The organism is Pseudomonas medicaginis (assembly GCF_965119365.1).
Classification (GTDB): Bacteria; Pseudomonadota; Gammaproteobacteria; order Pseudomonadales; family Pseudomonadaceae; genus Aquipseudomonas.
In genome coordinates this window covers 4,974,141-4,995,323 of record NZ_OZ221631.1, presented here as the reverse complement: position 1 = coordinate 4,995,323, position 21,183 = coordinate 4,974,141, and the positions used below count along the sequence as shown (strand labels likewise).

Below are 21,183 nucleotides of genomic sequence, written 5' to 3'. Positions count from 1 at the left end.
CCGTCACACCCCACCGATGAGGCGAGTGAGATGAAACGTTCAGAAGCACAGATCCTGCGAGAATACGGCCCATTCCCGGGTGTCGACTGCGTGCACGGTGTGAGCCATGACGGCGAGCGCGTCTGGTTCGCTTCAGGCGATAAACTGCATGCACTCGATCCCGCCAGCGGCCAGACTGTGCATTCGCTCGATGTCCCGGCGAATGCGGGCACGGCATTCGACGGTGAGCATCTGTACCAGATTGCCGACGATAGCATCCGCAAGATCGACCCGCGTACCGGCCAGGTCTTGGCGACGATCCCAGCCCCCAACAGTGGGGACGATTCAGGCCTGGCGTGGGCCGAAGGATCGCTCTGGGTCGGTCAGTACAAAGCGCGCAAGATCCTGCAGATCGATCCCGCCGATGGAAGGATCCTGCGCACCATCGAATCCAACCGCTTCGTCACCGGCGTGACCTGGGTCGATGGCGAGCTGTGGCATGGCACCTGGGAAAACGACGAGAGTGACCTGCGGCGTATCGATCCGCAGACGGCGCAAGTGCTGGAAAGCGTGACGATGCCGCCAGGGATCGGTGTGTCGGGGTTGGAGTCCGACGGGGCCGATCGGTTTTTCTGTGGCGGCGGGGGCAGTGGCAAGGTAAGGGCGGTGCGTCGGCCGGCGTGAGCATGGGCAGATTTGCCACACCCGCCGATGGCTCGGCACCGGGGATGGTTTTTCAGGGCGCGCCAAGCACCATCGTCCAGTACACCCCTGCATCGCTGTGTGAATCGCTGGCGGACGCTGCGCCCATCTGGGTGAACATCGGGTTCATCAGGTTGGCGCAGTGTCCGGGGCTGGCGAGCCAATCGTGCAGGGCCTGGCTCGGCGAGCGTTGGCCGGCGGCAATGTTCTCGCCCAATTTGCGTCCGCGAAAACCGGCGCTCTTGGCCCGATCGGAGGTGGAACGGCCGTCCGGGTCACGATGGGCAAAATAATTGTCACGAGCCATGGACCGGCTGTGGCCTTGGGCGGCCGTTCCCAGCGCGGTGTTCCAGCTCAGCGGGCGCGCCGCCGCGAAGCGCTGGCGCCCGCACATCCGTGGCTTGGCCCTGGCGGCGTTGACCTGGGCCAGCAGCGTTTTATCCGCCGAGCCCACGTCGCTGACCCGCGTGCCGCCCAGGGGTTGGGCCAGCACCACGCGCCATTCATCACCGACCCGATTGACGCCGATGTCGGCGTACTGGTTGTCCAGCAGCGCTGCGCAATGCTCGTCGGCCAGCATGTCGAAGGCCTCTTCGGCATCCCGTGCATCGGTCAGGCGGATGCTGCGTACGGCCCGGGCTTGATAGCCGGCGTCTTTCAAGGTGTCCCGCAGGCCGCCGCGAAAGCCGATCGGCAAGCCCAGGCTCGGACGCAGCACCAGTGGCTGCGTGGCGCGCACCGTGCGCCATTCGCAGCGGCGGGACTGGCTACGGAAGTCGTTGATGGCGTCCACCAGTTGTCTTTCGCCGCGGGCATGGGCCGGGCAGGTGAAGAAGGGAAGCAAGGTAAGCAGGCACAGCGAAACGAAACGGCAAGAGCGAACAGGGTGGCGCATGGGGCGAGCGGCTCAAGAGAGGGGATTGCTTTAGCGCCAGGCCTGGCGCCGATCAGCTGGAAAACCCGCCGCAGCAGGTCGGCGAGGTTTTCACGGCTGGGGTAGGACTGTGGGTTTGAAAACAAGTTTCCGGACGCGAACTTAATCCTCAGGCCTGCGCGGGCCTGCCTGGACCGACCACGAGGGTGGCCAGTTCGTCAATTCGACGCTTGAGCCACAGGCACCTTGACCCGTTCAACCTTGCGATAGGTCAGCAACACGATGCCCGTCACCACGATCGCACCGCCCATTACTTGGCCCGGGTTGAGCATCTGGTCCAGCACCAGCCAGCCGATCAGCAGTGTCGCCAGCGGTTCGATGTTCATCACCGGGGCATTGCGCGGCATGTCCAGGCGGGGCACGGAAATGAACAGCACGATGAACCCGGTGCCGTAGAGCACCACCAGGGTCGCCAGGGCGATCCAGCCGGTGCCGCTGGCCGGCAGGTCGAAACCGCCGGGCAGGGCACCGGTGAGGCCGGCGAGGTTGACGCTGCTGAACACGATGAAAATCGTCAACAGGCTGCGGACCGAGCCGCGCACCTGGGACAACTTGTGGTCGGTGATCCACAGCGCACAGGCAAACACACAAGCGGCGCAGAAAGCCAGGCCCACCCCGAGCAGCCATTGCGGACCGACGTCCTGCCCAGACGATAACCGTGCCGGTACTTCCAGCACGAACACCAGCCCCACCAGGATCATGCCCATCAACGCGGCGGTGCGCGCCGTCGGGCGGGGCCCACCCAGGGCCCAGGTCAGCAAGGCCAGCAGGATTGGAAACACGTTGCCCACCAACAGCGCCAACGCCACCGGCACCCGCGCCACGGCGGAGTACAGGCACAGGCTTTGGGCACCGATCAACAGCCCCAGGGTCAATTGCCAACGCCACGCACCGGGCGGCAGGCGAAGCCGTTGTCGTTGCCAGAGCACCATCGCCGCCAGCACTAACAAAGTCCCGCCCGAGCGCAGCAAGATTGCCAGGAGCACACCGGCACCGTCGTCGAACGCGGCCCGGGCGGCGACATGATTGCCAGCGAAGGCACAGCCCATGCACAGCAGAATCAGCACGGCGAGGTGGCGGGGTAATGGCGCGGGGGTAGCAGGTGTGGCGGTGGAACGGGTCATGGCAGGTGTCTCGAAGGCGGCCGCCCAGGCAAAAGGCTCTGGATCAGTTATTTTTAGTTATAAGTTGTCGTACAACATTGAGATTTGTACCCCATAGGGTGCCAAGAGACAAGTCCGTCCCAGTCCCGGCCGATCACAGCGGCGTGGCGAAGGTGCACTTGGAGACTTGACTGGCAAGACGTTTAGCGTTCGTACAGCGCTGCCCCGGGGTTTTGGATTGCTCGGATATGCAGTGTCGCATGCTTGTACGATGTCTTATCAGAGAGTAAAACTATCGTCCCGTCCAATAATAATTAACGGAGACGTACGATGGATGCTTCGCAATCTGAAACCGCTGCCGATCAGGGCCGTCGGGTGTTCCTGAAAAAATCCCTGGTGGTCTCGGCTGCTGCTGCCGCCCTTGGCAACCTGCCCGGGCTTGCCCAGGCCGAGCCCTTGAGCCAGCGCTACCCGGACCCGCTGATCAATATCCTTGACCCCAGTTTCATGGACTTGCGCATCTTCAACGCCAGCGTGGAGAAGCTCGCCACGGGCCTGCGTTGGGCGGAAGGGCCGGTGTGGATCGGTGACGGTCGTTACCTGCTGGTCAGCGACATTCCCAACAACCGCATCGTGCGCTGGGATGAAATCACCGGTGACCTGTCGGTCTACCGCGAGCATTCCAACTTCTCCAACGGCATGTGCCGTGATCGCCAGGGGCGGTTGCTGGTGTGCGAAGGCTCCACCACCGCCAGCGAAGGCCGGCGCATCACCCGCACCGAGCACAACGGCACCCTCACCGTGTTGGCGGACAGTTTCGAGGGCAAGCCTTTCAACTCGCCCAACGACATCGTCTGCAAGCGCGATGGCTCGGTCTGGTTCACCGACCCACCGTTCCAGACCGGCAACAATTACGAGGGGCACAAAGTCACCCCCGCCCAGCCTCACGCGGTGTATCGCATCGATGGCGAAACCGGCAAGGTCACGCGGGTCATCGACGATCTGGCGGGGCCGAACGGGCTATGTTTTTCCCCGGATGAGAAAATCCTCTACGTGGTCGAAGGCCGGGCCAAGCCCAACCGCTTGATCTGGGCCATTGCCGTCAAGGCCGACGGCACCCTGGGCGAGCGGCGCAAGCACATCGAAGGCCTGGATTACGCGGCGATCGATGGGATCAAGTGCGATGAAAGCGGCAACCTCTGGTGCGGTTGGGGCGGCAATGGCGACCCCAAGGCCGACCTGGAAAAACTCGACGGCGTGCGGGTGTTCAACCCCGAAGGCAAAGCCATCGGACACATCTCCCTGCCGGAGCGTTGCCCCAACGTCTGCTTTGGCGGTCGGGAAGGCAATCGGTTGTTCATGGCCGGCAGCCACTCGTTGTATTCGCTGTTCGTGAATACCCGAGGGGCGACGTTTGCCTGAGTGACGCCGCAGCCTCGCTGAGATAGACCGGGCGTGTGGTGAGGGCGTTGGTTCCCTCGCCACACCTGTGCCGGGTTCAGGATTGTCCGCAGCTCCACAGTTCCACGGCTGGCTGACCCGTCGTGGGTGGCCCCAGCCAATGACTCATCGGCCGGCAACCCCCGTCGAAACACAATTGATAGTCGCCGGCCTGGGGCGTGCGGCCCAGTTTCAGCGGTTGCAAGGGCGGCACCTGGCGTTGATAGTGCCAGCTGCCGTTTTCAAGCCTTGCATCGTCGGGAATCTCCATGCCCGCGCCATTGCCTTTGACCCTGGCCTCGCCCAGGATCAGGCCCTGTTCGCTGACGCGATAGTCTTCCTCCCAGCGAATCTTCTCGATGGTGTGGTTCCACGCCAACGTGAAATCGGCAACGGCAAGCTGGGCCCAGACCACGCCGGACAAGCCCAGGCACAGACCGATCACGCCAAGGCCCGCCCACTGCGTCGTGCGCGCCAGACGTGCTGGAGAATCAGCAGCCCACCCAGCACGAAGCCGATCTCATCGGTCACGGGCAGGGCAACCACCAGCAACGCGCCGGCGGCAAAGCACAGCAGGCGTTCCCAAGCCGGCATTTTCTGTTGCAGGTAACCGGTGGATGCCATTCCCCAGAGTCCGACGGCCAGCATCGTCTTGATCAGCATGTACGCCGTCATCCAGAGGTTGTCGCCCTGGAGCATCAGTGACGGGTTATAGACCGTCATGAACGGAATGACGAAACCGGCGAGGGCGATGCGCACCGCCCAGAAGCTGATCTTCAAGCCACTTTCCCGGGCAATGGGCGCGGCGGCGAAACACGCCAGTGCCACCGGTGGCGTCAGGTCGGCCAAGATACCGAAATAGAACACGAACATATGCGACACGATCAGTGGCACGCCCAGTTCCAGCAGGGCCGGTGCGGCGATCGAGCTGGTGATGATGTAGTTGGGGATGGTCGGGATACCCATGCCCAGCACCAGGCAGGTGAGCATGGTGAGGATCAGCGACAGCAACAGGTTGTCCCGGCCGATGGCGAGGATGTAGCCGGCAAAGGTGGAGGCTACGCCCGTCAGCGAGACCACTGCGATGATGCTGCCCACCAAGGCGCAGGCGATCCCCACCGGAACCGCGTGGCGTGCGCCATCCACCAATGCATGCAGGCAGATGACGAGGGTTTCCCGTGTGCCTTGCATGAACCAGCAGGCCACCACCAACACGCCGATCACCGCGAACACGACACCGATGCCCAGCCGGAAGAACCCGACGCACAGCAGACCCAGCGCGACCCAGAAGGCACAGCGCAACGCGTAGTTCGAGACCTTGAAAATGATCGCCGAGCCGAGAATCACGATGGCCGTCAGTGCCAGGCCCACCATGCCGGAAAATAGGGGGGTGCGTCCGGAAAACAGCAGATAGACCAGCACCCCGAGGGGGATCAACAGGTACCAGCTTTGCTTGACCGCGCTCCAGGCGCTGGGGCATTGGTCCTTGGGCAAGCCCTTGAGGTCGGAGCGCTTGGCCTCCAGGTGAACCATCCAGAACACCGAGCCGAAGTACAGGCAGGCGGGTATCAACGCGGCCTTGGCGATTTCAACGAACGGCACATTGATGGTTTCGGCCATGATGAAGGCCACGGCCCCCATCACTGGCGGCATGATCTGGCTGCCCATGCTGGACGTGGCTTCCACACCGCCCGCAAACGCGGCCTTGTAGCCGAAGCGCTTCATCAACGGGATGGTGAATTGCCCCGTGGTGACCACGTTGGCGATACCCGAGCCGGTGATGGTGCCCATCAACGCCGATGACACCACGGACACCTTGGCCGGGCCACCGAGCTTGTGACCGAACAGGCCCATGGCGAAATCGGTGAAGAGCTTGATCATGCCGGCCTTTTCCAGGAAGGCGCCGAACAGGATGAACAGGAAGATATACGTGGCCGACACGTAGGTTGGCGTGCCGTACAGCCCTTCGGTGCCGAACGACAGCTGGTTGATGATTTGATCGACGCCATAGCCGCGATGGGCCAAGTCGCCCGGCAAGTATTCGCCGAACAGGCCATAGGCCAGGAACAGGCCGCAAATGATCGGTAGCGCGATGCCCATCACCCGCCGTGCGGCTTCGAACACCAGCACGACCAGGACGATGCCCATGATCATGTCCGTGGTGGTCAAGTCGCCGGAGCGTTGGATCAGGTCCGACTCAAACACCCATTGATAGAGCGCCGTCGCCACGCCCGCCAGGCTCAGGACCCAGGCCAAGGGTTGCCAAGGGCGCTGCCTGCCATACGCCGGGTAGCTGAGGAACACCACCCACAACAGGAAGCCGACATGCACCGCCCTCAGCACGATGCTGGAGACCGGGGAAAACGCGGCGGTGACGATCTGAAATATTGAAAACAGCAAGGCCACGTAGAACAGGGTCTTGGGCCAGTCTCGCGGGTCCGTGGCGATGCCGTGCTGGTCTTCACTCATGAGGTGCCTGCCTTATGTTCACATCCAAGGGGTGAAACCATGAAGGTCAACGGCGTCGAGCGCCGTTGACCTTCATGGGGCTACAGCGCGCCCACTTCCTTGTAGTAGCGCTCGGCACCGGGATGGAGCGCGATTGGCAGGTTTTTCGCGGCGTTTTTCAGGTTGATGTCCTTGGCCGCCGAATGGGAGGTGCCCAGGCGAGTCAGGTTCTCGAACAGCAGCTTGGTCATCTGGTACGCCACTTCATCCGGGACATCTTCGCGGGTGACCAGGATGTTGGTGATGGCCACCGTCGGTACGGCCTCCGCCTGACCGTCGTAGGTATTGGCCGGAATCATTGCGCTCTGGTACGCCGGGTTGCCGATTTTCTCCACCACATCGGTGGGCACCGCTACGTAGCTCAGCGCCATGGTCGAGGCCAGGTCGCGAATGGCCGCCATTCCCAGGCCCGAGGATTGAAGCGTGGCGTCCAGTTGGCGGTTCTTGATCAAGTCCACCGATTCGGCGAACGGCAGGTACTGGACCTTCATGTCCTGGTAGGTCAGCCCCGCGGCCTTGAAGATCGCCCGGGCATTGAGTTCGGTGCCGGATTTCGCTGCGCCGACGGAAACGGTCTTGCCCTTGAGGTCCGCCAGGGTCTTGATGCCGGACTCCTGGCTGGCGACGATCTGAATGTAATTGGGGTACGCGCCGGCGATGGCGCGCAATTTGGTCAACGGCGCCTTGAAACCGGCGTCTTCCACGCCGTTCTTGGCATCCGCCACCGAGTCGCCCAAGGCCAGGGCCAGTTCCCCGCGCCCGGCTTGCAGCAGATTCAGGTTTTCCACCGAGGCCTTGGTGGCTTGCACCGAGGTCTTGGCGTCCGGGATGCCGCTGCTGTAGATCTGTGAAAGCCCGACCCCGATAGGGTAATAAACCCCGCTGGTGCCGCCCGTCAGGATGTTGATGTACACCGGGGCTGCCTGGGCTGCGGACGTAACCGCCAAGGCTGCCGCGGCGGCCAGGAGGGTGAAGCGCTTGTTGACTCGCATGGGAACTCTCCGTCTTGTTATGGCTTTATGCAGAGTCCTCCCACTGTAGTTGGGCGCAGCGAGTAAAGCCATGTTCAGGAGGTTGTTGTGGCGCGAGCGCGCTCCCTGGCCAGGGGGTCGACTCACGGTCTGGCGCTAGGGGCTGTGCTGTCACGCACCGTCAGCTCGAACGGCAGCACCACATGCCGCTCGGCAATCGGCCGCTTCTCGATCAAGGCGATCAGCATCTCCACCGCTTTTTCCCCAAAGATTTCGGCAGGCTGCGAAATGGTGGTCAGGGGCGGGTCGCAGTAGGCGGCGAACGGGATGTCATCAAACCCCACCAGGGAAATATCCTCGGGCACCCGCAGGCCCATTTGCTTGATGCGCCTGAGCGCGCCGATGGCCATCTCGTCGTTTTCACAGAACAGCGCACTGGGGCGGTCGGCCAGCGCCAACATTGCGCCGGCCCCGTCATCGCCGGCCTTCAAGGTGAAGTCGCCATGACAGATCAGGCTAGGATCGACGGCGATGCCGGCCTGGCGCAGGGCATCCTGGTAGCCGGCTACGCGATCCAGGGTCAGGGGGCTGCTGCGCGGCCCCTTGATGATGCCGATGCGGCGGTGGCCGAGGCCGATCAGGTGCTCGGTCATGGCTTGGGCGGCGGCGCGGTTGTCGAGGCTGATGGTCGGGTAGGGGGCATGCTTGACCACTTCGCAGGCGTTGACCAGCGGCAGGCGTTCGGCGCCTGTGGGCATCGATTCGAAAGGATCGCTGGCGCGCAACTGGATCACCCCATCGGCCTGGTGGGCGTAGACCAGGGCGGCGAATTCCTGCTCGATCTGCGCCCGGCCCTGGGTGTCGCACAGCAGCAATCGATAACCCGCCGCCTGCGCGGCCTGTTGTGCGCCACTGATGACCCGGGCGAAAAACGTGTTGGCGATGGCCGGTACCAGGATCACCAGGTTGCCGGTCCGGCGGGAGCGAAATTGCACCGCCATCAGGTTGGGCCGATAGCCGGCCTGTTCCACCGCCGCGTTGACCTTGTCCCGCGTTTCGGGAAGCACCCGCTCGGGCGATTTCAGGGTTCTGGACACCGTGGCCACCGAAACACCCGCCAGCCGGGCCACTTCACGAATGTTGGACAAAATCACCTCGGGGAACAGGGGGGACGGTGGGGGAGCTTACCGCAGGTTGAGCGCCTCACAAATATTCCACGGTGAACCTTGTGGGTTTGACACGCGAGGAAACTGAGCCTAGATTTCCGCCATGATGTAACCGGTTACATCATCATCCTGACAGGAAGAGAATCGCGATGAATCCTGTAGCACCGAAAATAAGAATGGGTTTTGTCGGCGGTGGAGAGGGCGCGTTCATCGGCCAGGCCCACCGTCAGGCCGCGGGCCTGGACGGCGGTTTCGAACTGGTGTGTGGCGCGTTCAGCCGCGACCCACACAACACCCGGCAGACCGGTACCGCCCTGGGCCTGGCCGCGTCCCGCTGTTATCACGATTGGCAGCAAATGCTCGATACCGAAGCGCTGCTGCCGCTTGATCAACGCATGGAACTGCTGGTGATCGTCACGCCCAATCACCTCCATGCACCCATTGCCAGCCAGGCTTTGAAAGCCGGTTTCCATGTGTTCAGCGAGAAACCCGCCGCGCTGGACCTCAAGGAGTTGCTGGCCCTGCGAGAGGTGCTGCGGGGCAGCCGTTGCCTCTACGGCCTGGCCCACACCTACCTGGGTTATCCCATGGTGTGGCAGGCCCGGGAGATGGTGCGCTCGGGCGCGATCGGCCAGGTGCGCAAAGTGCTGGTCGAGTACCCCCAAGGCTGGCTCAGCCAGGATGTCGCCGCCCAGGGCAATAAACAGGCTGAGTGGCGCGACGACCCCGGGCAGTCCGGCCTGGGCGGTTGCATCGGCGACATCGGCACCCACGCGTTTTCCCTCGCCGAGTTCGTCGCGGACCAGCCGATCCAGCAGCTATGCGCCACGTTGGGCACCCATGTTCCGGGCCGGCAATTGGATGACGACGTCGCGATGCTGTTCAAGATGGCGGGCGGCGCCAGCGGCGTGTTGATCGCAAGCCAGGTCTGCACCGGTGAAGAGAACCCGCTGAAGATTCGCGTCTACGGCGACAAGGGCGCCCTGGAGTGGCGCCAGGAAGCACCGGCGAGCCTGATCCATCGCGCCTTCGACCAACCTTTGCGCATCCTGCGTAGCGGTGTCGGCCAGCCGTGGCTGTGCGCGGCGGCCACTCGGCGCATGCGTCTGCCGGCCGGGCACCCCGAGGGCTACCTGGAGGCCATGGCCAACCTCTATGGCGATTTCGCCCAGGCCATTCGCAGCCATGTCGAAGGTCCTGACGCCCCAGGCGTACCGGGCATCGAGACTGGCTTGCGAGGCATGGCGTTCATCGAGGCCGCCATCCTCAATCACCGTGGCGACGCGAAATGGACCGCCGTGCAAGCTGGAGCATCCCTGCTGTGAATACCCCCGACACCACTCCGAGCGGCCTGCGTGGGCCAGGCATTTTCCTGGCGCAGTTCATGTCTGCCCAAGCCCCGTTCGACACCCTGGCCAACATCGCCCAGTGGGCCGCTTCGCAAGGCTACAAGGCCATTCAACTGCCGACATCGGGCACCCGATACATCGACCTGGCCCGGGCCGCCGAGAGCCAGGCTTATTGCGATGAACTCAAGGCCACCTGTGCCCAGGCCGGTGTCGAGATCAGCGAGTTATCGACGCACCTGCAAGGCCAGTTGGTGGCCGTGCACCCGGCGTTCGACGCGCTGTTCGACGACTTCGCCCCGGCCCATTTGCGCGGCCAGCCCCAGGCGCGGACCGAGTGGGCGATCGAGCAACTCAAGCTGGCCGCCCGCGCCAGCCAGCGCCTCGGGCTGAAGGCCCACGCGACGTTTTCCGGCGCGCTGCTGTGGCCGTATCTCTATCCCTGGCCGCAGCGCCCGGCGGGCCTGGTGGAACAGGGTTTCGCCGAACTGGCCCGGCGCTGGTTGCCGATTCTCGACTGCTTCGACGCGGCGGGGGTGGACCTGTGCTTTGAGATCCACCCCGGCGAAGACCTCCACGACGGGGCTTCGTTCGAGCGCTTCCTGGAGGCAGTCGACCATCACCCACGGGCGGCGATTCTCTACGACCCCAGCCATTTGCTGCTGCAACAGATGGACTACCTGGGCTTCATCGACCGTTACCACGCACGCATCCGCATGTTCCACGTCAAGGACGCCGAGTTCCGCCCCGATGCCCGCTCCGGGGTGTACGGCGGCTACCAGGGCTGGGTCGATCGGCCCGGGCGGTTCCGTTCGTTGGGCGATGGGCAGATCGATTTCAAATCGATTTTCAGCAAGCTGACTCAATACGACTTCAGCGGTTGGGCGGTCCTGGAATGGGAGTGTTGCCTGAAGGATTCGCAGCAGGGGGCCGCGGAAGGGGCGGCGTTCATCCAGCGGCACATGATCAACAAGACCCGCAAGGCGTTCGATGATTTTGCCAGCGTCACGGCGGATGAGGATTCCAACCGGCGGTTGTTGGGCTTGCCCCCAATGCCAATGACATAACCCTGTGGCGAGGGGATTTATCCCCGTTGGGCTGCGAAGCAGTCCTAAACCCTGGCATCCCGGTTCGCCCAGGTTGATTGAGTTGACTGTTTTTTGGGGCAGCTTTGCAGCCCAGCGGGGATAAATCCCCTCGCCACAAGGGGCCTTGCAACACTCCATTTCCACAAGAACAACAATAAAACGGTGACTGTCATGACCACGATGAATGCACGCCTCAGCGTGATGATGTTCCTGCAATTCTTTATCTGGGGTGGCTGGTTCGTCACCCTCGGCACCTTTCTGTCCAGCACCCTGGGCGCCAGCGGCGGGCAGATCGGCATGGCGTTCTCCACGCAATCGTGGGGGGCGATCATCGCGCCGTTTGTCATCGGCCTGATCGCCGACCGCTACTTCAATGCCGAACGCATCCTGGCGGTGCTGCACCTGCTCGGTGCGGTATTGCTGTACCAGCTGTATTCGGCGGCGGACTTCAGCGTGTTCTACCCATACGTGCTGGTGTACATGGTGGTCTACATGCCGACGCTGGCCCTGGTCAATTCCGTGGCGTTCCGGCAGATGCGCGACCCGGCGCTGGAGTTCTCCCGCATCCGGGTGTGGGGCACCCTTGGCTGGATTGTCGCGGGCGTGGTGATCAGCTTCGTGTTCGCCTGGGATTCGCGCGAAGCGATCGCGGCAGGCGGCTTGCGCAATACGTTCCTGATGGCCGCCATCGCTTCCCTGGTCCTAGGGCTCTACAGCTTCACGCTACCGGCCACGGCACCGCTCAAGGAACAGGCCAGCGCTGGCGGTGTCAGGCAACTGCTGGGGCTGGACGCGTTGGGGCTGTTGAAGGATCGCAGCTATCTGGTGTTCTTCATCGCCTCGATCCTGATCTGCATTCCCTTGGCGTTCTATTACCAGAATGCCAACCCGTTCCTGGCCGAAACCGGGATGACCAACCCAACGGCGAAGATGGCCATCGGACAGGTGTCGGAAGTGTTGTTCATGCTGCTCTTGCCACTGTTCATCCAACGCTTCGGCATCAAGCTGGCGCTGTTGGTGGGCATGTTGGCGTGGGCGTTGCGCTACGTGTTGTTCGCCTACGGCAATAACGGCGACCTGGCGTTCATGCTGTTCACCGGCATTGCCCTGCACGGCATCTGCTACGACTTCTTTTTTGTCTCGGGGCAGATCTACACCGACGCCAAGGCACCGGAGCGCTTTCGCAGTGCGGCCCAGGGCCTGATTACCCTGGCGACCTATGGCGTGGGGATGCTGATCGGTTTCTGGGTGGCGGGGCAGGTGACCGATCGCTTTGTCGTGGCTGGCGGTCATGACTGGCAGAGCATCTGGCTGTTCCCGGCCGGATTCGCGCTGCTGGTGTGGGTCTGTTTCCTGTTCACCTTCCGTGGCCAGCAGGCGCACGTTGCGCCGTCAAAGGCCTGAGGCAGGGCTGGGTGTCAGTCATTTGTGGCTGACATCCAGCCGGGTATAGGTCACTTTCCCGCCTTCGTTGGAATAACCCTTGTTGTCCAAGGTGTAGACGCCCGCCTTGAAATAGAAGTTGTAGCCGTACCAGGACGGGTCGAGCTTCACTTGCTTGCCACTGTTGCCGATCAGCACCGAGAGCTTGCCTTGCTTGTCCATTTGCAGCGAGTAGGAGAAGGCCTTGTTCAGTGGCACCTTGGGCACGGTATAGATCACCGGGCTCTTCTTATCCTTGGGTTTGACCCGGTATTCCACGTCGATATTGCCGGTGCCTTTGGCGTAGCGGTACACCAGTTTCAACAAGGGCGTGGGGGCATCCTTGGCGTGGATCTGCGCCACCACCACGCGGCCTTCGGAAGGCACTTGGTTCACCGCCAGGGTGCCTTTGAGGGTGTTGATGCCGCTGTTGTAACGCCAGTTGCGCAATTTGCCGTCTTTCGAGGTTTCCCGCAGCTCGGAGCGTGGGTACTCGCTCTTGCCGGTATGAGAACCGGTCACCGGCGCCCAGAACACGATTTTGTCACCGGTGTTGGTGAAGTACTGGTTGCGCAGCGTTGGAACGGCCTTGGTCGCAACGGTCAAGGCGGGTGTCTGTATAGGAAGCGTGATGTTCCAGACGGTCAGGTCGATCATGGTTACAAGCTCTGGCAGGCTGGCGCTCATACGCATTCAGCCGGGGTGTGCGCGAGCCGTCCATGGCGCTGTTTTCAACGTATCGACAGGGAATTGTTCCGCTGGAGGGACATCTGACGGATGGCTCTGGGGTGAGCCTGACAGGCGGTTTTTCGGATTACAGGGATAATGTCAATTTGACGCTGATCGGTTAGAGTACGCGCCGCCCGAGAGACGGATCCCGGGCGTTTTCTCATGGAGTATTCAATGAACCACATCAGCAAAGTTGTCGCCTGCGCAGTGTTTGGCCTGGCCCTGGCGGGTTGCACCGGCACCCCGATGAAAACCCAGCAATACGACAGCAGCCAATACACCGTTGTCGGCCACAGCGAAGCCAAGGCCACCGGCCTGCTGCTGTTCGGCGTGATCCCGATTCGCCAGAACAACCGTTTCGTGCGTGCCCAGGACGCGGCGATCAAGGCCAAGGGCGGCGACGCCATGATCAATACCCAAGTCCAGGAAAACTGGTTCTGGGCCTGGGTCCTGACCGGCTACACCACCTCGGTGTCCGGTGACGTGGTCAAGCTGAAAAGCGTTCAGTAAACCCGTTGTTGTTTTGATCGTTCCCACGCTCGGCGTGGGAATGATCAATATTCCTGTTAGCGTCCTCCCACCACCATATGACTGAACGGCGCCACATACGCCTGCAACGTCACCAGCCCGCCCACCAGAATCGCCAGCACCACCGAGTGGAAAAACACGTAGCGCAGGATTTCACCTTCGTGACCGTACCAACGGGTGGCGGTGGAGGCGACCACGATCGACTGGGCATCGACCATCTTGCCCATGACCCCGCCGGAACTGTTGGCCGCGGCCATCAACACCGGGCTGATGCCCAATTGCTCGGACGTGACCCGTTGCAAGCCGCCAAACAATACGTTGGACGCCGTGTCCGAACCGGTCAGTGCCACGCCGAGCCAGCCCAGCAGAGTGCCGAACATGGGGTAGAAAATGCCCGTGGCGGCGAAGGCCAGGCCCATGGTCGCGTCCAGGCCTGAATACCGTGTGAGGAACCCCAGGGCCAACATTGCCACGATGGTGATCAGCGAGTAGCGCACCACCCAGAGCGTTCGCAGGTAGTGGTGCACCAGTTGCGGGATGGAATAGCCCATCAGCAAGCCCCCGAGAATCGCCGCCAGGAAGATGCCGCTGCCCGTGGCGGTGAACCAGTTGAACTTGTAGACCGCCTCCTCGGTTTTTGGCTGGGGCACCACGGGCGGGACTTTTTCGATCTGCTGGTGAATGGTGCCGAAGGTCACCAGGGGCGAGAAGATCGGATTGACCTCGCGCATCGGCTTGCCTTGGGGGTCGAGCTTGGCCGATTGGGTCTGGGGGGCGATGGCCGGACGGGTGTCGAACAGGTTCTTGAAACCCTGGGTGCCCCAGGCGAACACGAACACCGTGAGGATGATCCATGGCATCCAGGCCCGCAGCACAGCCGGTCGCGCATCACTGGAAAAGGTGCCGCCGGCCTTCGGTTTTCCATCTTCGCTGGCGTCGATTTTCGAATCATCGACCCGTCCCGATAGCGCTGCGGACGTATGCACCGTGGCCGGTTTCCAAACCTTGAGAAAACCGGTGAGGCAGGCCATGGAGATCAGCGCGGCAATCACATCCACCAGCATCGGCCCGTGGTAATTGGACACCAGGAACTGCGGGATGGCGAAGCTGACACCGGCCACCAGAATCGCCGGCCAGATTTCCAGCATCTTGCGCCACCCGGCAAACGCCCAGATCAACCAGAACGGCACAATCACCGAAAAAAACGGCAACTGCCGACCGACCATCATCGACAACTCCATTTCATCCAGCCCGGTGACTTTGGCCAAGGTAATGATGGGCGTGCCCAAGGCGCCGAAGGCCACGGGCGCGGTGTTGGCGATCAGTGCCAGGCCCGAGGCGGCCAAGGGTGAAAAACCCAGCCCGATCAGGATCGCCCCCGTCACCGCCACCGGCGTCCCGAAACCCGCGGCACCCTCGAAGAACGCGCCGAAGCAAAAGGCGATCAGCAGCAATTGCAGGCGTCGGTCGTCGGTGATGCGCGCGAGGGAATCCTGCAGGACCTTGAACGAGCCGTTCTCGGTGGTCAGGCGGTGCAGGAAAATGATGTTGAGGACAATCCAGCCAATGGGCAGCAGGCCGTTGGCCGCGCCGTAAAGTGCTGCTGACCCGGCCATGCCGGCGGGCATGCCGAAGGCGAAGATTGCGATCAGCAAGGCTGAGGCCAAGGCCATCAATGCCGCCAGGTGCGCCTTGACATGAAAGAACGCCAGGGACGCCAGCATCACCACCACCGGAACTGCCGCCAGGAGCGTCGACAGCACCGCATTACCGAAGGGATCGTAGACTTGTTGCCAGACCATGTTCCACCTCTGCTTTTTATTGTTGGAAGTGCAGGCCCCGGGGGGATTGGCAGAGAAGTATAGGCGGGGATTAGCAGGGGATTGGTGCGAGGCAGTTACCCTCTTCGAGAGGGTAAGCCTCGCCATAAAATGCAGAGGTGCGCCACTAGCGCGCATCGGCGCTTGGGCCTTCCTCCTGGCGAAGCCCAAGGCTCAGGCCATCGCAGCTTTGTGACCAGGCGACCAGCCATTCGGGCATGGTTGGCGACTGTTCGGCCAGGCCCAGCTCGCGGATGAATTCAGCCGGCGCAATCGTGCCTTTGGCCGAGCGGAACAGGCCGCGCATGATCACCACCCCGACCACACGCCCCCGGCTGATGAAACGGTGCTCCATGAACGTCCATTTTTCGTCCCAGCCGAGCATGCGGGTGTGCACCTCGAACGTTTCGAACAGCTTCAACTCCCGCCTGAACTTGCCCCAGACATCCCCCACGATGGGCACTGCCCGGTTGCGCAACGCTACTTTGTAGGCGCCGCTGCGCAGCACGTAATCCATCCGTCCCACATCCGCCAGGGTGAAGTAGCGCCCGTTGGTGACATGACGGTTGAGGTCAAGGTCGAGCGGCCATACGCGCATGGTCACCACCGTGGTGCCCAAGGGGGGCGCCGGTTTGCGCCACGGACGACGAAACAGCATCAGTAACAGTCGGAACCAGAGATTCATAAGTACGCCGTGAAGAGGGAAAACGGCGCACTTTAGATCCCAGGCAGGGGGTGGGCTAGGTGCGTAAATGACGATTTACGTGGCAATCGTGCATTTGGGGCATGTTCGAGACACTTGGGGGCGCAAGCGCCCTCGCCACGAAGAGCCGTGCAGGGCTACAACGTGCAGTGCCCCCGTCAGCCCTTCGCCGCCATTGCCGTCACTTCCACCTTCATTCCTTCAACCGCCAGCGCCGCCACGCCTACGGCGGCACGCACCGGCCAAGGCTTGGCAAAGAAGCGTTTGTAGACCTCGTTGAACGCGGCGCGATCCGCCATGTCGGTCAGGTAGATGGTCAGGTGCAAGACCCGGTCCATGGAACTGCCGGCGCCCTCCAGGGCAGTCTTGAGGGCTTGCAGCGTGCATTCGCTCTGAAGCGTGATGTCGCCCAATTCCAGGCTGCCGTCGGCGCGGGTGGGGATTTGCGTGGAAACCAGCAGGCCGCCGAAACCGGCGACGTCGGAGGAAATGGAGTCCGCATCCGGATCCGGAATAAACGTGATGTCTGGGTTGCTCATGCGAAGCCTCATGCTGGAAAGAAAAAAGGACCGCCGCAGTTTACCGTCCCTTGCAGCGTCGTTCCTGCATTCCTTTACCCAGGCGCACCGAGCCCACATGGACTTGTGGCGGGTCAGGGTTTTCAGCCACGCCGCCGGGCCTTCGTGGGAGCGAGCTTGCTCGCGATAGCGGTGTGTCAGTTTACAGAGAGGTTGGCTGTGCTGGCGCCATCGCGAGCAAGCTCGCTCCCACATGGATTTGTGGCGTGTCAGGAATTTCAGCTACGCAGCCGGGCCTTCGTGGGAGCGAGCTTGCTCGCGATAGCGGTGTGTCAGTTTACAGAGAGGTTGGCTGTGCCGACGCCATCGCGAGCAAGCTCGCTCCCACATGGATTTGTGGCGGGTCAGGGTTTTCAGCTACGCCGCCGAGCCTTCGTGGGAGCGAGCTTGCTCGCGATAGCGGTGTGTCAGTTTACAGAGAGGTTGGCTGTGCCGACGTCTTCGCGAGCAGGCTCGCTCCCACACTGTTGTGCGTTGATGAAGTCCACGAAAGCCCTCAACGGCGAGGGCAGGTAGCGGCGGCCGGGGTAGTAGAGGAACGGCCCGGTAAAGCGCTGCCACCAGGGTTCGAGTACCGGCTCGAGGACGCCGCTGTCCAGGTAGGGGCGTAGCCAGTCCTCGAACAGGTGGACAACCCCCAGGCCGTCCACCGCAGCCTGTACCGCCAGGTCCATCGCGCCGCCGATGCGCACGATCAATGGGCCGCTCGGGTCAACGCTTACGGTTTCGCCGTCACGTTCATATTCCCACAATGGCAGGGCGCCGCTGGGAAACTTGCCCGTCAGGCAGGCATGCCCAAGCAGGTCCCGAGGATGTTCGGGACGGCCCCGGGCGTCGAGGTACGCCGGTGCCGCAGCCGTGGCGAAGCGCTGGAACCGTGGGCCGATAGGGAGGGCGATCATGTCCTGCTCCAGGCGCTCGTCGTAGCGAATGCCCGCGTCACAGCCGGCGGCGAGCATGTCGACGAAGCTTTCTTCGGTGACCACTTCCAGGCGGATGTCGGGATAACTTTTCAGGAACGGCGTGATGATCGCCGGCAACACCAGCCGGGCCGCGCTGACCGGCACGTTCAGTCTGAGAGTGCCCGAAGGACGGTCGCGAAAGTCGTTGACCACATCCATGGCCGCTTCGACTTCGCCCAAGGCCGGGACGATGCGTTCCATCAACCGGGCACCGGCCTCGGTCGGTACCACGCTGCGGGTGGTGCGGTTGAGCAGGCGTACGCCGAGCCGGCTTTCCATCCGGCGTACGGCATCGCTGAGGCTCGACGCGGACTTGCCGCTCAGCCGCGCGCCTTCACGAAAGCCCTTCCCATTGACCACGGCCACGAAGGCCAGCAAGTCTTGAATATCCGTCGCCATTGTTCTCTCCGCCGTACAACCCGTGCTGATTGCACCCGATTATCAAGAGAATGGTCAACGCCTATAGTCGGCCCACTCACATTGATTCGAGGGCTACGAGATGAACATTGCAGGCAAGGCAGGCAGCTTTTTACTGGCCGATCGTCCCGTCAATCGCATGGGCTATGGCGCGATGCAGTTGGCGGGGCCCCAGGTTTTCGGGCCGCCCAAGGACCCTGCGGTCGCCGTCGCGGTGTTGCGCGAAGCATTGGCGAGCGGGGTCAACCACATCGACACCGCCGACTTCTACGGGCCCCATGTCACCAACCGGCTGATCCGTGAGGCGCTGCACCCTTACGCCCAGGACTTGGTCATCGTGACCAAGGTCGGCGCCGTGCGTGGTGCCGACGCCTCCTGGAACCCGGCCCACAGCCCCGCCGAGTTGACCCGTGCGGTCCACGACAATCTGCGCAACCTGGGCGTGGAGGTCCTGGACGTGGTCAACCTGCGGGTGTGGGGCGACCTGCATTCGCCCACGGAAGATTCCATTGAGGAATCGTTCACGACACTGGCCGAGCTGCAGCGCCAGGGCCTCATCCGTCACCTGGGGCTAAGCAACGTCACGGCCGCGCAGGTCCAGCAGGCCCAAGGCATTGCCCAGGTGGTTTGTGTGCAAAACCACTACAACCTGACCCATCGCGACGACGAACACCTTATCGCTGACCTGGGCCGGCAGGGCATCGCCTACGTGCCGTTCTTTCCCTTGGGCGGCTTCACGCCGCTGCAATCGGAAACCCTTTCCAGCGTGGCGGCGCGTTTGCAGGCGTCACCGCTGTGCGTGGCCCTGGCGTGGTTGCTGCAACGTGCGCCGAATCTCTTGCTGATCCCCGGTACATCGTCCCTGGCGCACCTGCGGGAAAACCTCTCGGCGAGTGAGCTGAAGATCCCTGCGCCGCTGCTCGCCGAGTTGGACGCATTGGTTTAGGCCGCCTGGAAAACCAACGTCTCGCCATCTTCCGGTATCAACAACCGGCCTCCGACACCGGCCTGCGCTGCGGCTGCGGCGAGGGCTTTGCGGGTCGTCGGGCAGTGGCTGATCGCTTCCAGGTGATTGGCCACCACGGTCCCGTGGGACAAACGGGTGAATGCCAGCGTCTCGTCGATGCCCATGATGATGTCGCCGCCAATGTCGAACCGTGCCCCGCCTGCCGGAACCACGCTGACCTGGGGCTGGTGTCGCAAGACGAATTCGCACACGGTGGGGGTGAGCACGGTGTCGCCGGTGAGGTAGACACTCGGTTCGCCGGGCAGCTCGATCAGGTAGCCCACGCCATGCTCCATCAACTTGCCCACCAGGCCCCGCCCATGGGTGCATCGGACGGCGCGGAGGGTGCCGCCCAAAAAGGCGTTGGGTTGGTCATGCGCCTGGACCTGTGTCTGGACATTCAAGCCACGCTTGGCGAGGTACGGGGCGTCATGGGCGGTGCAGATGACCGGAATCTGTTTTTCCCTCAGCCACCGCTTGGCTGCTCGGTCCAGATGATCGAAATGGCCTTTCTGGCAGTGGGTGATCAGGCAGTGGGTGACGGTCTCGAGGGCCAGCGCGGTTGAGGCCGGAAGCTCCACCAGCGGATTGCGCTGCGTGGCCCCAAACAGGCGAAGCGGTGGCAGCGTACCCTTGCCGGCCAGCATCGGGTCGACGAGCACGCGATACGGGCCGAATTCAAGAATGATCGTGGCATTGCGGATCTGTTGGATGTTCATGAGGCGTTCCTGTTGAGCGAGCGCTTCATGGTGCCGATCCGCTCTCGTAGGCATAATGGCCGGATCTGACATATTTGATTCGTTTCAAGCCATGACCAAACAACTTCGAATCGGTCTGCTCCTGTTTCCCGGCTGCATGCCTGCGGGCCTGTTCGCTTTCGCCGATCTGCTGCATGCCGCCAACCGCAGGAGAGGGCGGGCGCTGTTCGAGGCGCGCTACGTCGCGTTGCAGGCCGGCCCGGTGGTGTGCGCCCATGGTGTGACCCTGCATGGGGAAGCGGCCTTGGACAGCACCGGGCTGGATGCCGTGCTGGTTCCTGGTTTCTGGGCCGAATCGGCCGAGCAGGTGAATGCCGTCCTGCGCGAGCAGACAGCCCTCGTGAGCGCGTTATCGAAGCCTGCCCGATCATGGCAGCTCTGGTCCTATTGCACCGGTGTCTGCTTGTTGGCCGCCGCCGGCCGCTTGGACGGGCAGGGCGCGACGGTGACCTGGTGGCTGGCGCAAGCGATGCAGCAGCAGTATCGAAACGTCCTTTGGCAAAGCGAGCGGAACTGCGTTTTCAACCCGCGCACGGCGACCGCGTCTGGGGTGAACGGTTACCTGCCCATCGCCGAAAAACTCATTGAACGCAGCGTCAGCAGCGAGGTGCTGCGCGATATAACCCGGCTCATGGTGCTGCCGCGCCCGGCCATTCCCCATGCGGCGTTCCAGGGCAGCGCGCTGATGGAGCAACCCAGCGGGTGGTTGCGGCAGTTGCATGGGTTGATCGAACAGATGCCGGCCGAGCGGATCACCGTCCAGGCCCTGGCAAGCCGGCTGGCGGTGTCCGAGCGCACCTTGGCCCGCAAGGTCAGCCGTGAGACGGGGCAGGCCGTCGCGGCCTACGCCCGGCGCATCAAGTTGAACCAGGTCAGCGAGCGTCTGACGTTGACCACGCTGCCCCTCGCCAGCATTGGCGCCGAGCTGGGTTTCAGCAGCAGCTCCAACTTGCAGCGCATGTTCAAGGCGCTGACCGGGCTGACGCCGATGGAATACCGGCGCAAGTTCGGGCGGGTATGACG

General features: G+C 62.9%; 20 protein-coding genes. 8 read left to right on the top strand and 12 right to left on the bottom strand.

The window, feature by feature from the left end:
- The first annotated feature begins 30 nt into the window (after nucleotides 1–30).
- Nucleotides 31–663: a Vgb family protein gene (locus tag ACMTA2_RS21660; RefSeq protein WP_413791713.1), complete on the top strand. Its 633-nt coding sequence runs from the start codon at nucleotides 31–33 to the stop codon at nucleotides 661–663.
- 52 nt (nucleotides 664–715) lie between these two features.
- Here the strand turns inward: ACMTA2_RS21660 and ACMTA2_RS21655 are convergent, their stop codons facing one another.
- Entirely contained in the window at nucleotides 716–1,576 is an 861-nt protein-coding gene (locus ACMTA2_RS21655) for a CAP domain-containing protein (RefSeq protein WP_413791712.1), read from the bottom strand.
- 197 nt (nucleotides 1,577–1,773) lie between these two features.
- Nucleotides 1,774–2,739 carry an EamA family transporter gene (locus ACMTA2_RS21650; protein ID WP_413791711.1) on the bottom strand — a complete coding sequence of 322 codons (966 nt, stop codon included), beginning with the start codon at nucleotides 2,737–2,739 and terminating at the stop codon, nucleotides 1,774–1,776.
- Nucleotides 2,740–3,048: 309 nt separating this feature from the next.
- Here ACMTA2_RS21650 and ACMTA2_RS21645 point away from each other — a divergent pair, with 309 nt between their 5' ends.
- The gene (locus tag ACMTA2_RS21645) at nucleotides 3,049–4,140 is read left to right on the top strand and encodes an SMP-30/gluconolactonase/LRE family protein (RefSeq protein WP_413791710.1); all 1,092 of its coding nucleotides are present in this window, start codon (nucleotides 3,049–3,051) and stop codon (nucleotides 4,138–4,140) included.
- Nucleotides 4,141–4,216: 76 nt separating this feature from the next.
- Here the strand turns inward: ACMTA2_RS21645 and ACMTA2_RS21640 are convergent, their stop codons facing one another.
- The 4 genes from ACMTA2_RS21640 to ACMTA2_RS21625 all read right to left on the bottom strand — a co-directional run bounded on the left by ACMTA2_RS21640 (nucleotide 4,217) and on the right by ACMTA2_RS21625 (nucleotide 8,785).
- Nucleotides 4,217–4,603: a DUF1850 domain-containing protein gene (locus tag ACMTA2_RS21640; RefSeq protein ID WP_413791709.1), complete on the bottom strand. Its 387-nt coding sequence runs from the start codon at nucleotides 4,601–4,603 to the stop codon at nucleotides 4,217–4,219.
- Nucleotides 4,600–6,627: a TRAP transporter permease gene (locus ACMTA2_RS21635; RefSeq protein ID WP_413791708.1), complete on the bottom strand. Its 2,028-nt coding sequence runs from the start codon at nucleotides 6,625–6,627 to the stop codon at nucleotides 4,600–4,602. Before ACMTA2_RS21635 ends, ACMTA2_RS21640 begins: the two co-directional genes overlap by 4 nt.
- An 80-nt stretch (nucleotides 6,628–6,707) precedes the next feature.
- Nucleotides 6,708–7,658, bottom strand: a complete 951-nt coding sequence (locus ACMTA2_RS21630; RefSeq protein ID WP_413791707.1) for a TAXI family TRAP transporter solute-binding subunit — start codon at nucleotides 7,656–7,658, stop codon at nucleotides 6,708–6,710.
- 122 nt (nucleotides 7,659–7,780) lie between these two features.
- Nucleotides 7,781–8,785, bottom strand: coding sequence for a LacI family DNA-binding transcriptional regulator (locus tag ACMTA2_RS21625; RefSeq protein ID WP_413791706.1), 1,005 nt, complete (start codon nucleotides 8,783–8,785; stop codon nucleotides 7,781–7,783).
- A gap of 167 nt (nucleotides 8,786–8,952) precedes the next feature.
- Between ACMTA2_RS21625 and ACMTA2_RS21620 the strand changes: the two genes are divergently transcribed.
- From ACMTA2_RS21620 to ACMTA2_RS21610, 3 genes are all read left to right on the top strand, one after another.
- Nucleotides 8,953–10,128 (top strand): Gfo/Idh/MocA family protein, encoded by a 1,176-nt coding sequence (locus ACMTA2_RS21620; protein WP_413791705.1) that lies wholly within the window; start codon nucleotides 8,953–8,955, stop codon nucleotides 10,126–10,128.
- A complete protein-coding gene (locus ACMTA2_RS21615; protein WP_413791704.1) occupies nucleotides 10,125–11,216 on the top strand; it encodes a sugar phosphate isomerase/epimerase family protein in 1,092 nt (363 codons plus the stop codon). The genes ACMTA2_RS21620 and ACMTA2_RS21615 overlap by 4 nt, the downstream gene beginning before the upstream one ends.
- 192 nt (nucleotides 11,217–11,408) lie before the next feature.
- A complete protein-coding gene (locus ACMTA2_RS21610) occupies nucleotides 11,409–12,641 on the top strand; it encodes a nucleoside permease (protein ID WP_413791703.1) in 1,233 nt (410 codons plus the stop codon).
- Between the two features lie 18 nt (nucleotides 12,642–12,659).
- Here the strand turns inward: ACMTA2_RS21610 and ACMTA2_RS21605 are convergent, their stop codons facing one another.
- Entirely contained in the window at nucleotides 12,660–13,316 is a 657-nt protein-coding gene (locus ACMTA2_RS21605; RefSeq protein ID WP_413791702.1) for a polysaccharide lyase family 7 protein, read from the bottom strand.
- Between the two features lie 246 nt (nucleotides 13,317–13,562).
- Here ACMTA2_RS21605 and ACMTA2_RS21600 point away from each other — a divergent pair, with 246 nt between their 5' ends.
- Nucleotides 13,563–13,898, top strand: a complete 336-nt coding sequence (locus ACMTA2_RS21600) for a hypothetical protein (RefSeq protein WP_413791701.1) — start codon at nucleotides 13,563–13,565, stop codon at nucleotides 13,896–13,898.
- Nucleotides 13,899–13,954: 56 nt separating this feature from the next.
- Here the strand turns inward: ACMTA2_RS21600 and ACMTA2_RS21595 are convergent, their stop codons facing one another.
- The 4 genes from ACMTA2_RS21595 to ACMTA2_RS21580 all read right to left on the bottom strand — a co-directional run bounded on the left by ACMTA2_RS21595 (nucleotide 13,955) and on the right by ACMTA2_RS21580 (nucleotide 18,378).
- Complete coding sequence (locus tag ACMTA2_RS21595) at nucleotides 13,955–15,718, bottom strand: L-lactate permease (protein WP_413791700.1); 1,764 nt, start codon at nucleotides 15,716–15,718, stop codon at nucleotides 13,955–13,957.
- 145 nt (nucleotides 15,719–15,863) lie between these two features.
- Nucleotides 15,864–16,421 (bottom strand): thioesterase family protein, encoded by a 558-nt coding sequence (locus ACMTA2_RS21590; protein WP_413791699.1) that lies wholly within the window; start codon nucleotides 16,419–16,421, stop codon nucleotides 15,864–15,866.
- Between the two features lie 176 nt (nucleotides 16,422–16,597).
- The gene (locus tag ACMTA2_RS21585; RefSeq protein ID WP_053189311.1) at nucleotides 16,598–16,978 is read right to left on the bottom strand and encodes a RidA family protein; all 381 of its coding nucleotides are present in this window, start codon (nucleotides 16,976–16,978) and stop codon (nucleotides 16,598–16,600) included.
- A gap of 446 nt (nucleotides 16,979–17,424) precedes the next feature.
- Nucleotides 17,425–18,378 (bottom strand): LysR family transcriptional regulator, encoded by a 954-nt coding sequence (locus ACMTA2_RS21580; protein ID WP_413791698.1) that lies wholly within the window; start codon nucleotides 18,376–18,378, stop codon nucleotides 17,425–17,427.
- Nucleotides 18,379–18,478: 100 nt separating this feature from the next.
- Between ACMTA2_RS21580 and ACMTA2_RS21575 the strand changes: the two genes are divergently transcribed.
- On the top strand, nucleotides 18,479–19,342 hold the full coding sequence (locus ACMTA2_RS21575; RefSeq protein WP_413791697.1) for an aldo/keto reductase family oxidoreductase: 864 nt from the start codon (nucleotides 18,479–18,481) through the stop codon (nucleotides 19,340–19,342).
- Here the strand turns inward: ACMTA2_RS21575 and ACMTA2_RS21570 are convergent.
- Entirely contained in the window at nucleotides 19,339–20,121 is a 783-nt protein-coding gene (locus tag ACMTA2_RS21570; RefSeq protein WP_413791696.1) for an MBL fold metallo-hydrolase, read from the bottom strand. The two genes, ACMTA2_RS21575 and ACMTA2_RS21570, sit on opposite strands and share 4 nt — an antisense overlap.
- A 91-nt stretch (nucleotides 20,122–20,212) precedes the next feature.
- Between ACMTA2_RS21570 and ACMTA2_RS21565 the strand changes: the two genes are divergently transcribed.
- Nucleotides 20,213–21,181 carry a GlxA family transcriptional regulator gene (locus ACMTA2_RS21565; protein WP_413791695.1) on the top strand — a complete coding sequence of 323 codons (969 nt, stop codon included), beginning with the start codon at nucleotides 20,213–20,215 and terminating at the stop codon, nucleotides 21,179–21,181.
- Nucleotides 21,182–21,183: the final 2 nt, after the last annotated feature.

Coding starts and splice junctions, on each gene's coding strand:
- ACMTA2_RS21605 (WP_413791702.1), bottom strand. CDS start 13,316: ATGATCGACCTGACCGTCTGGAACATCACGCTTCCTATACAGACACCC.
- ACMTA2_RS21660 (WP_413791713.1), top strand. CDS start 31: ATGAAACGTTCAGAAGCACAGATCCTGCGAGAATACGGCCCATTCCCG.
- ACMTA2_RS21610 (WP_413791703.1), top strand. CDS start 11,409: ATGACCACGATGAATGCACGCCTCAGCGTGATGATGTTCCTGCAATTC.
- ACMTA2_RS21600 (WP_413791701.1), top strand. CDS start 13,563: ATGAACCACATCAGCAAAGTTGTCGCCTGCGCAGTGTTTGGCCTGGCC.
- ACMTA2_RS21595 (WP_413791700.1), bottom strand. CDS start 15,718: ATGGTCTGGCAACAAGTCTACGATCCCTTCGGTAATGCGGTGCTGTCG.
- ACMTA2_RS21580 (WP_413791698.1), bottom strand. CDS start 18,378: ATGGCGACGGATATTCAAGACTTGCTGGCCTTCGTGGCCGTGGTCAAT.
- ACMTA2_RS21565 (WP_413791695.1), top strand. CDS start 20,213: ATGACCAAACAACTTCGAATCGGTCTGCTCCTGTTTCCCGGCTGCATG.
- ACMTA2_RS21590 (WP_413791699.1), bottom strand. CDS start 16,421: ATGAATCTCTGGTTCCGACTGTTACTGATGCTGTTTCGTCGTCCGTGG.
- ACMTA2_RS21585 (WP_053189311.1), bottom strand. CDS start 16,978: ATGAGCAACCCAGACATCACGTTTATTCCGGATCCGGATGCGGACTCC.
- ACMTA2_RS21630 (WP_413791707.1), bottom strand. CDS start 7,658: ATGCGAGTCAACAAGCGCTTCACCCTCCTGGCCGCCGCGGCAGCCTTG.
- ACMTA2_RS21570 (WP_413791696.1), bottom strand. CDS start 20,121: ATGAACATCCAACAGATCCGCAATGCCACGATCATTCTTGAATTCGGC.
- ACMTA2_RS21645 (WP_413791710.1), top strand. CDS start 3,049: ATGGATGCTTCGCAATCTGAAACCGCTGCCGATCAGGGCCGTCGGGTG.
- ACMTA2_RS21635 (WP_413791708.1), bottom strand. CDS start 6,627: ATGAGTGAAGACCAGCACGGCATCGCCACGGACCCGCGAGACTGGCCC.
- ACMTA2_RS21620 (WP_413791705.1), top strand. CDS start 8,953: ATGAATCCTGTAGCACCGAAAATAAGAATGGGTTTTGTCGGCGGTGGA.
- ACMTA2_RS21650 (WP_413791711.1), bottom strand. CDS start 2,739: ATGACCCGTTCCACCGCCACACCTGCTACCCCCGCGCCATTACCCCGC.
- ACMTA2_RS21575 (WP_413791697.1), top strand. CDS start 18,479: ATGAACATTGCAGGCAAGGCAGGCAGCTTTTTACTGGCCGATCGTCCC.
- ACMTA2_RS21655 (WP_413791712.1), bottom strand. CDS start 1,576: ATGCGCCACCCTGTTCGCTCTTGCCGTTTCGTTTCGCTGTGCCTGCTT.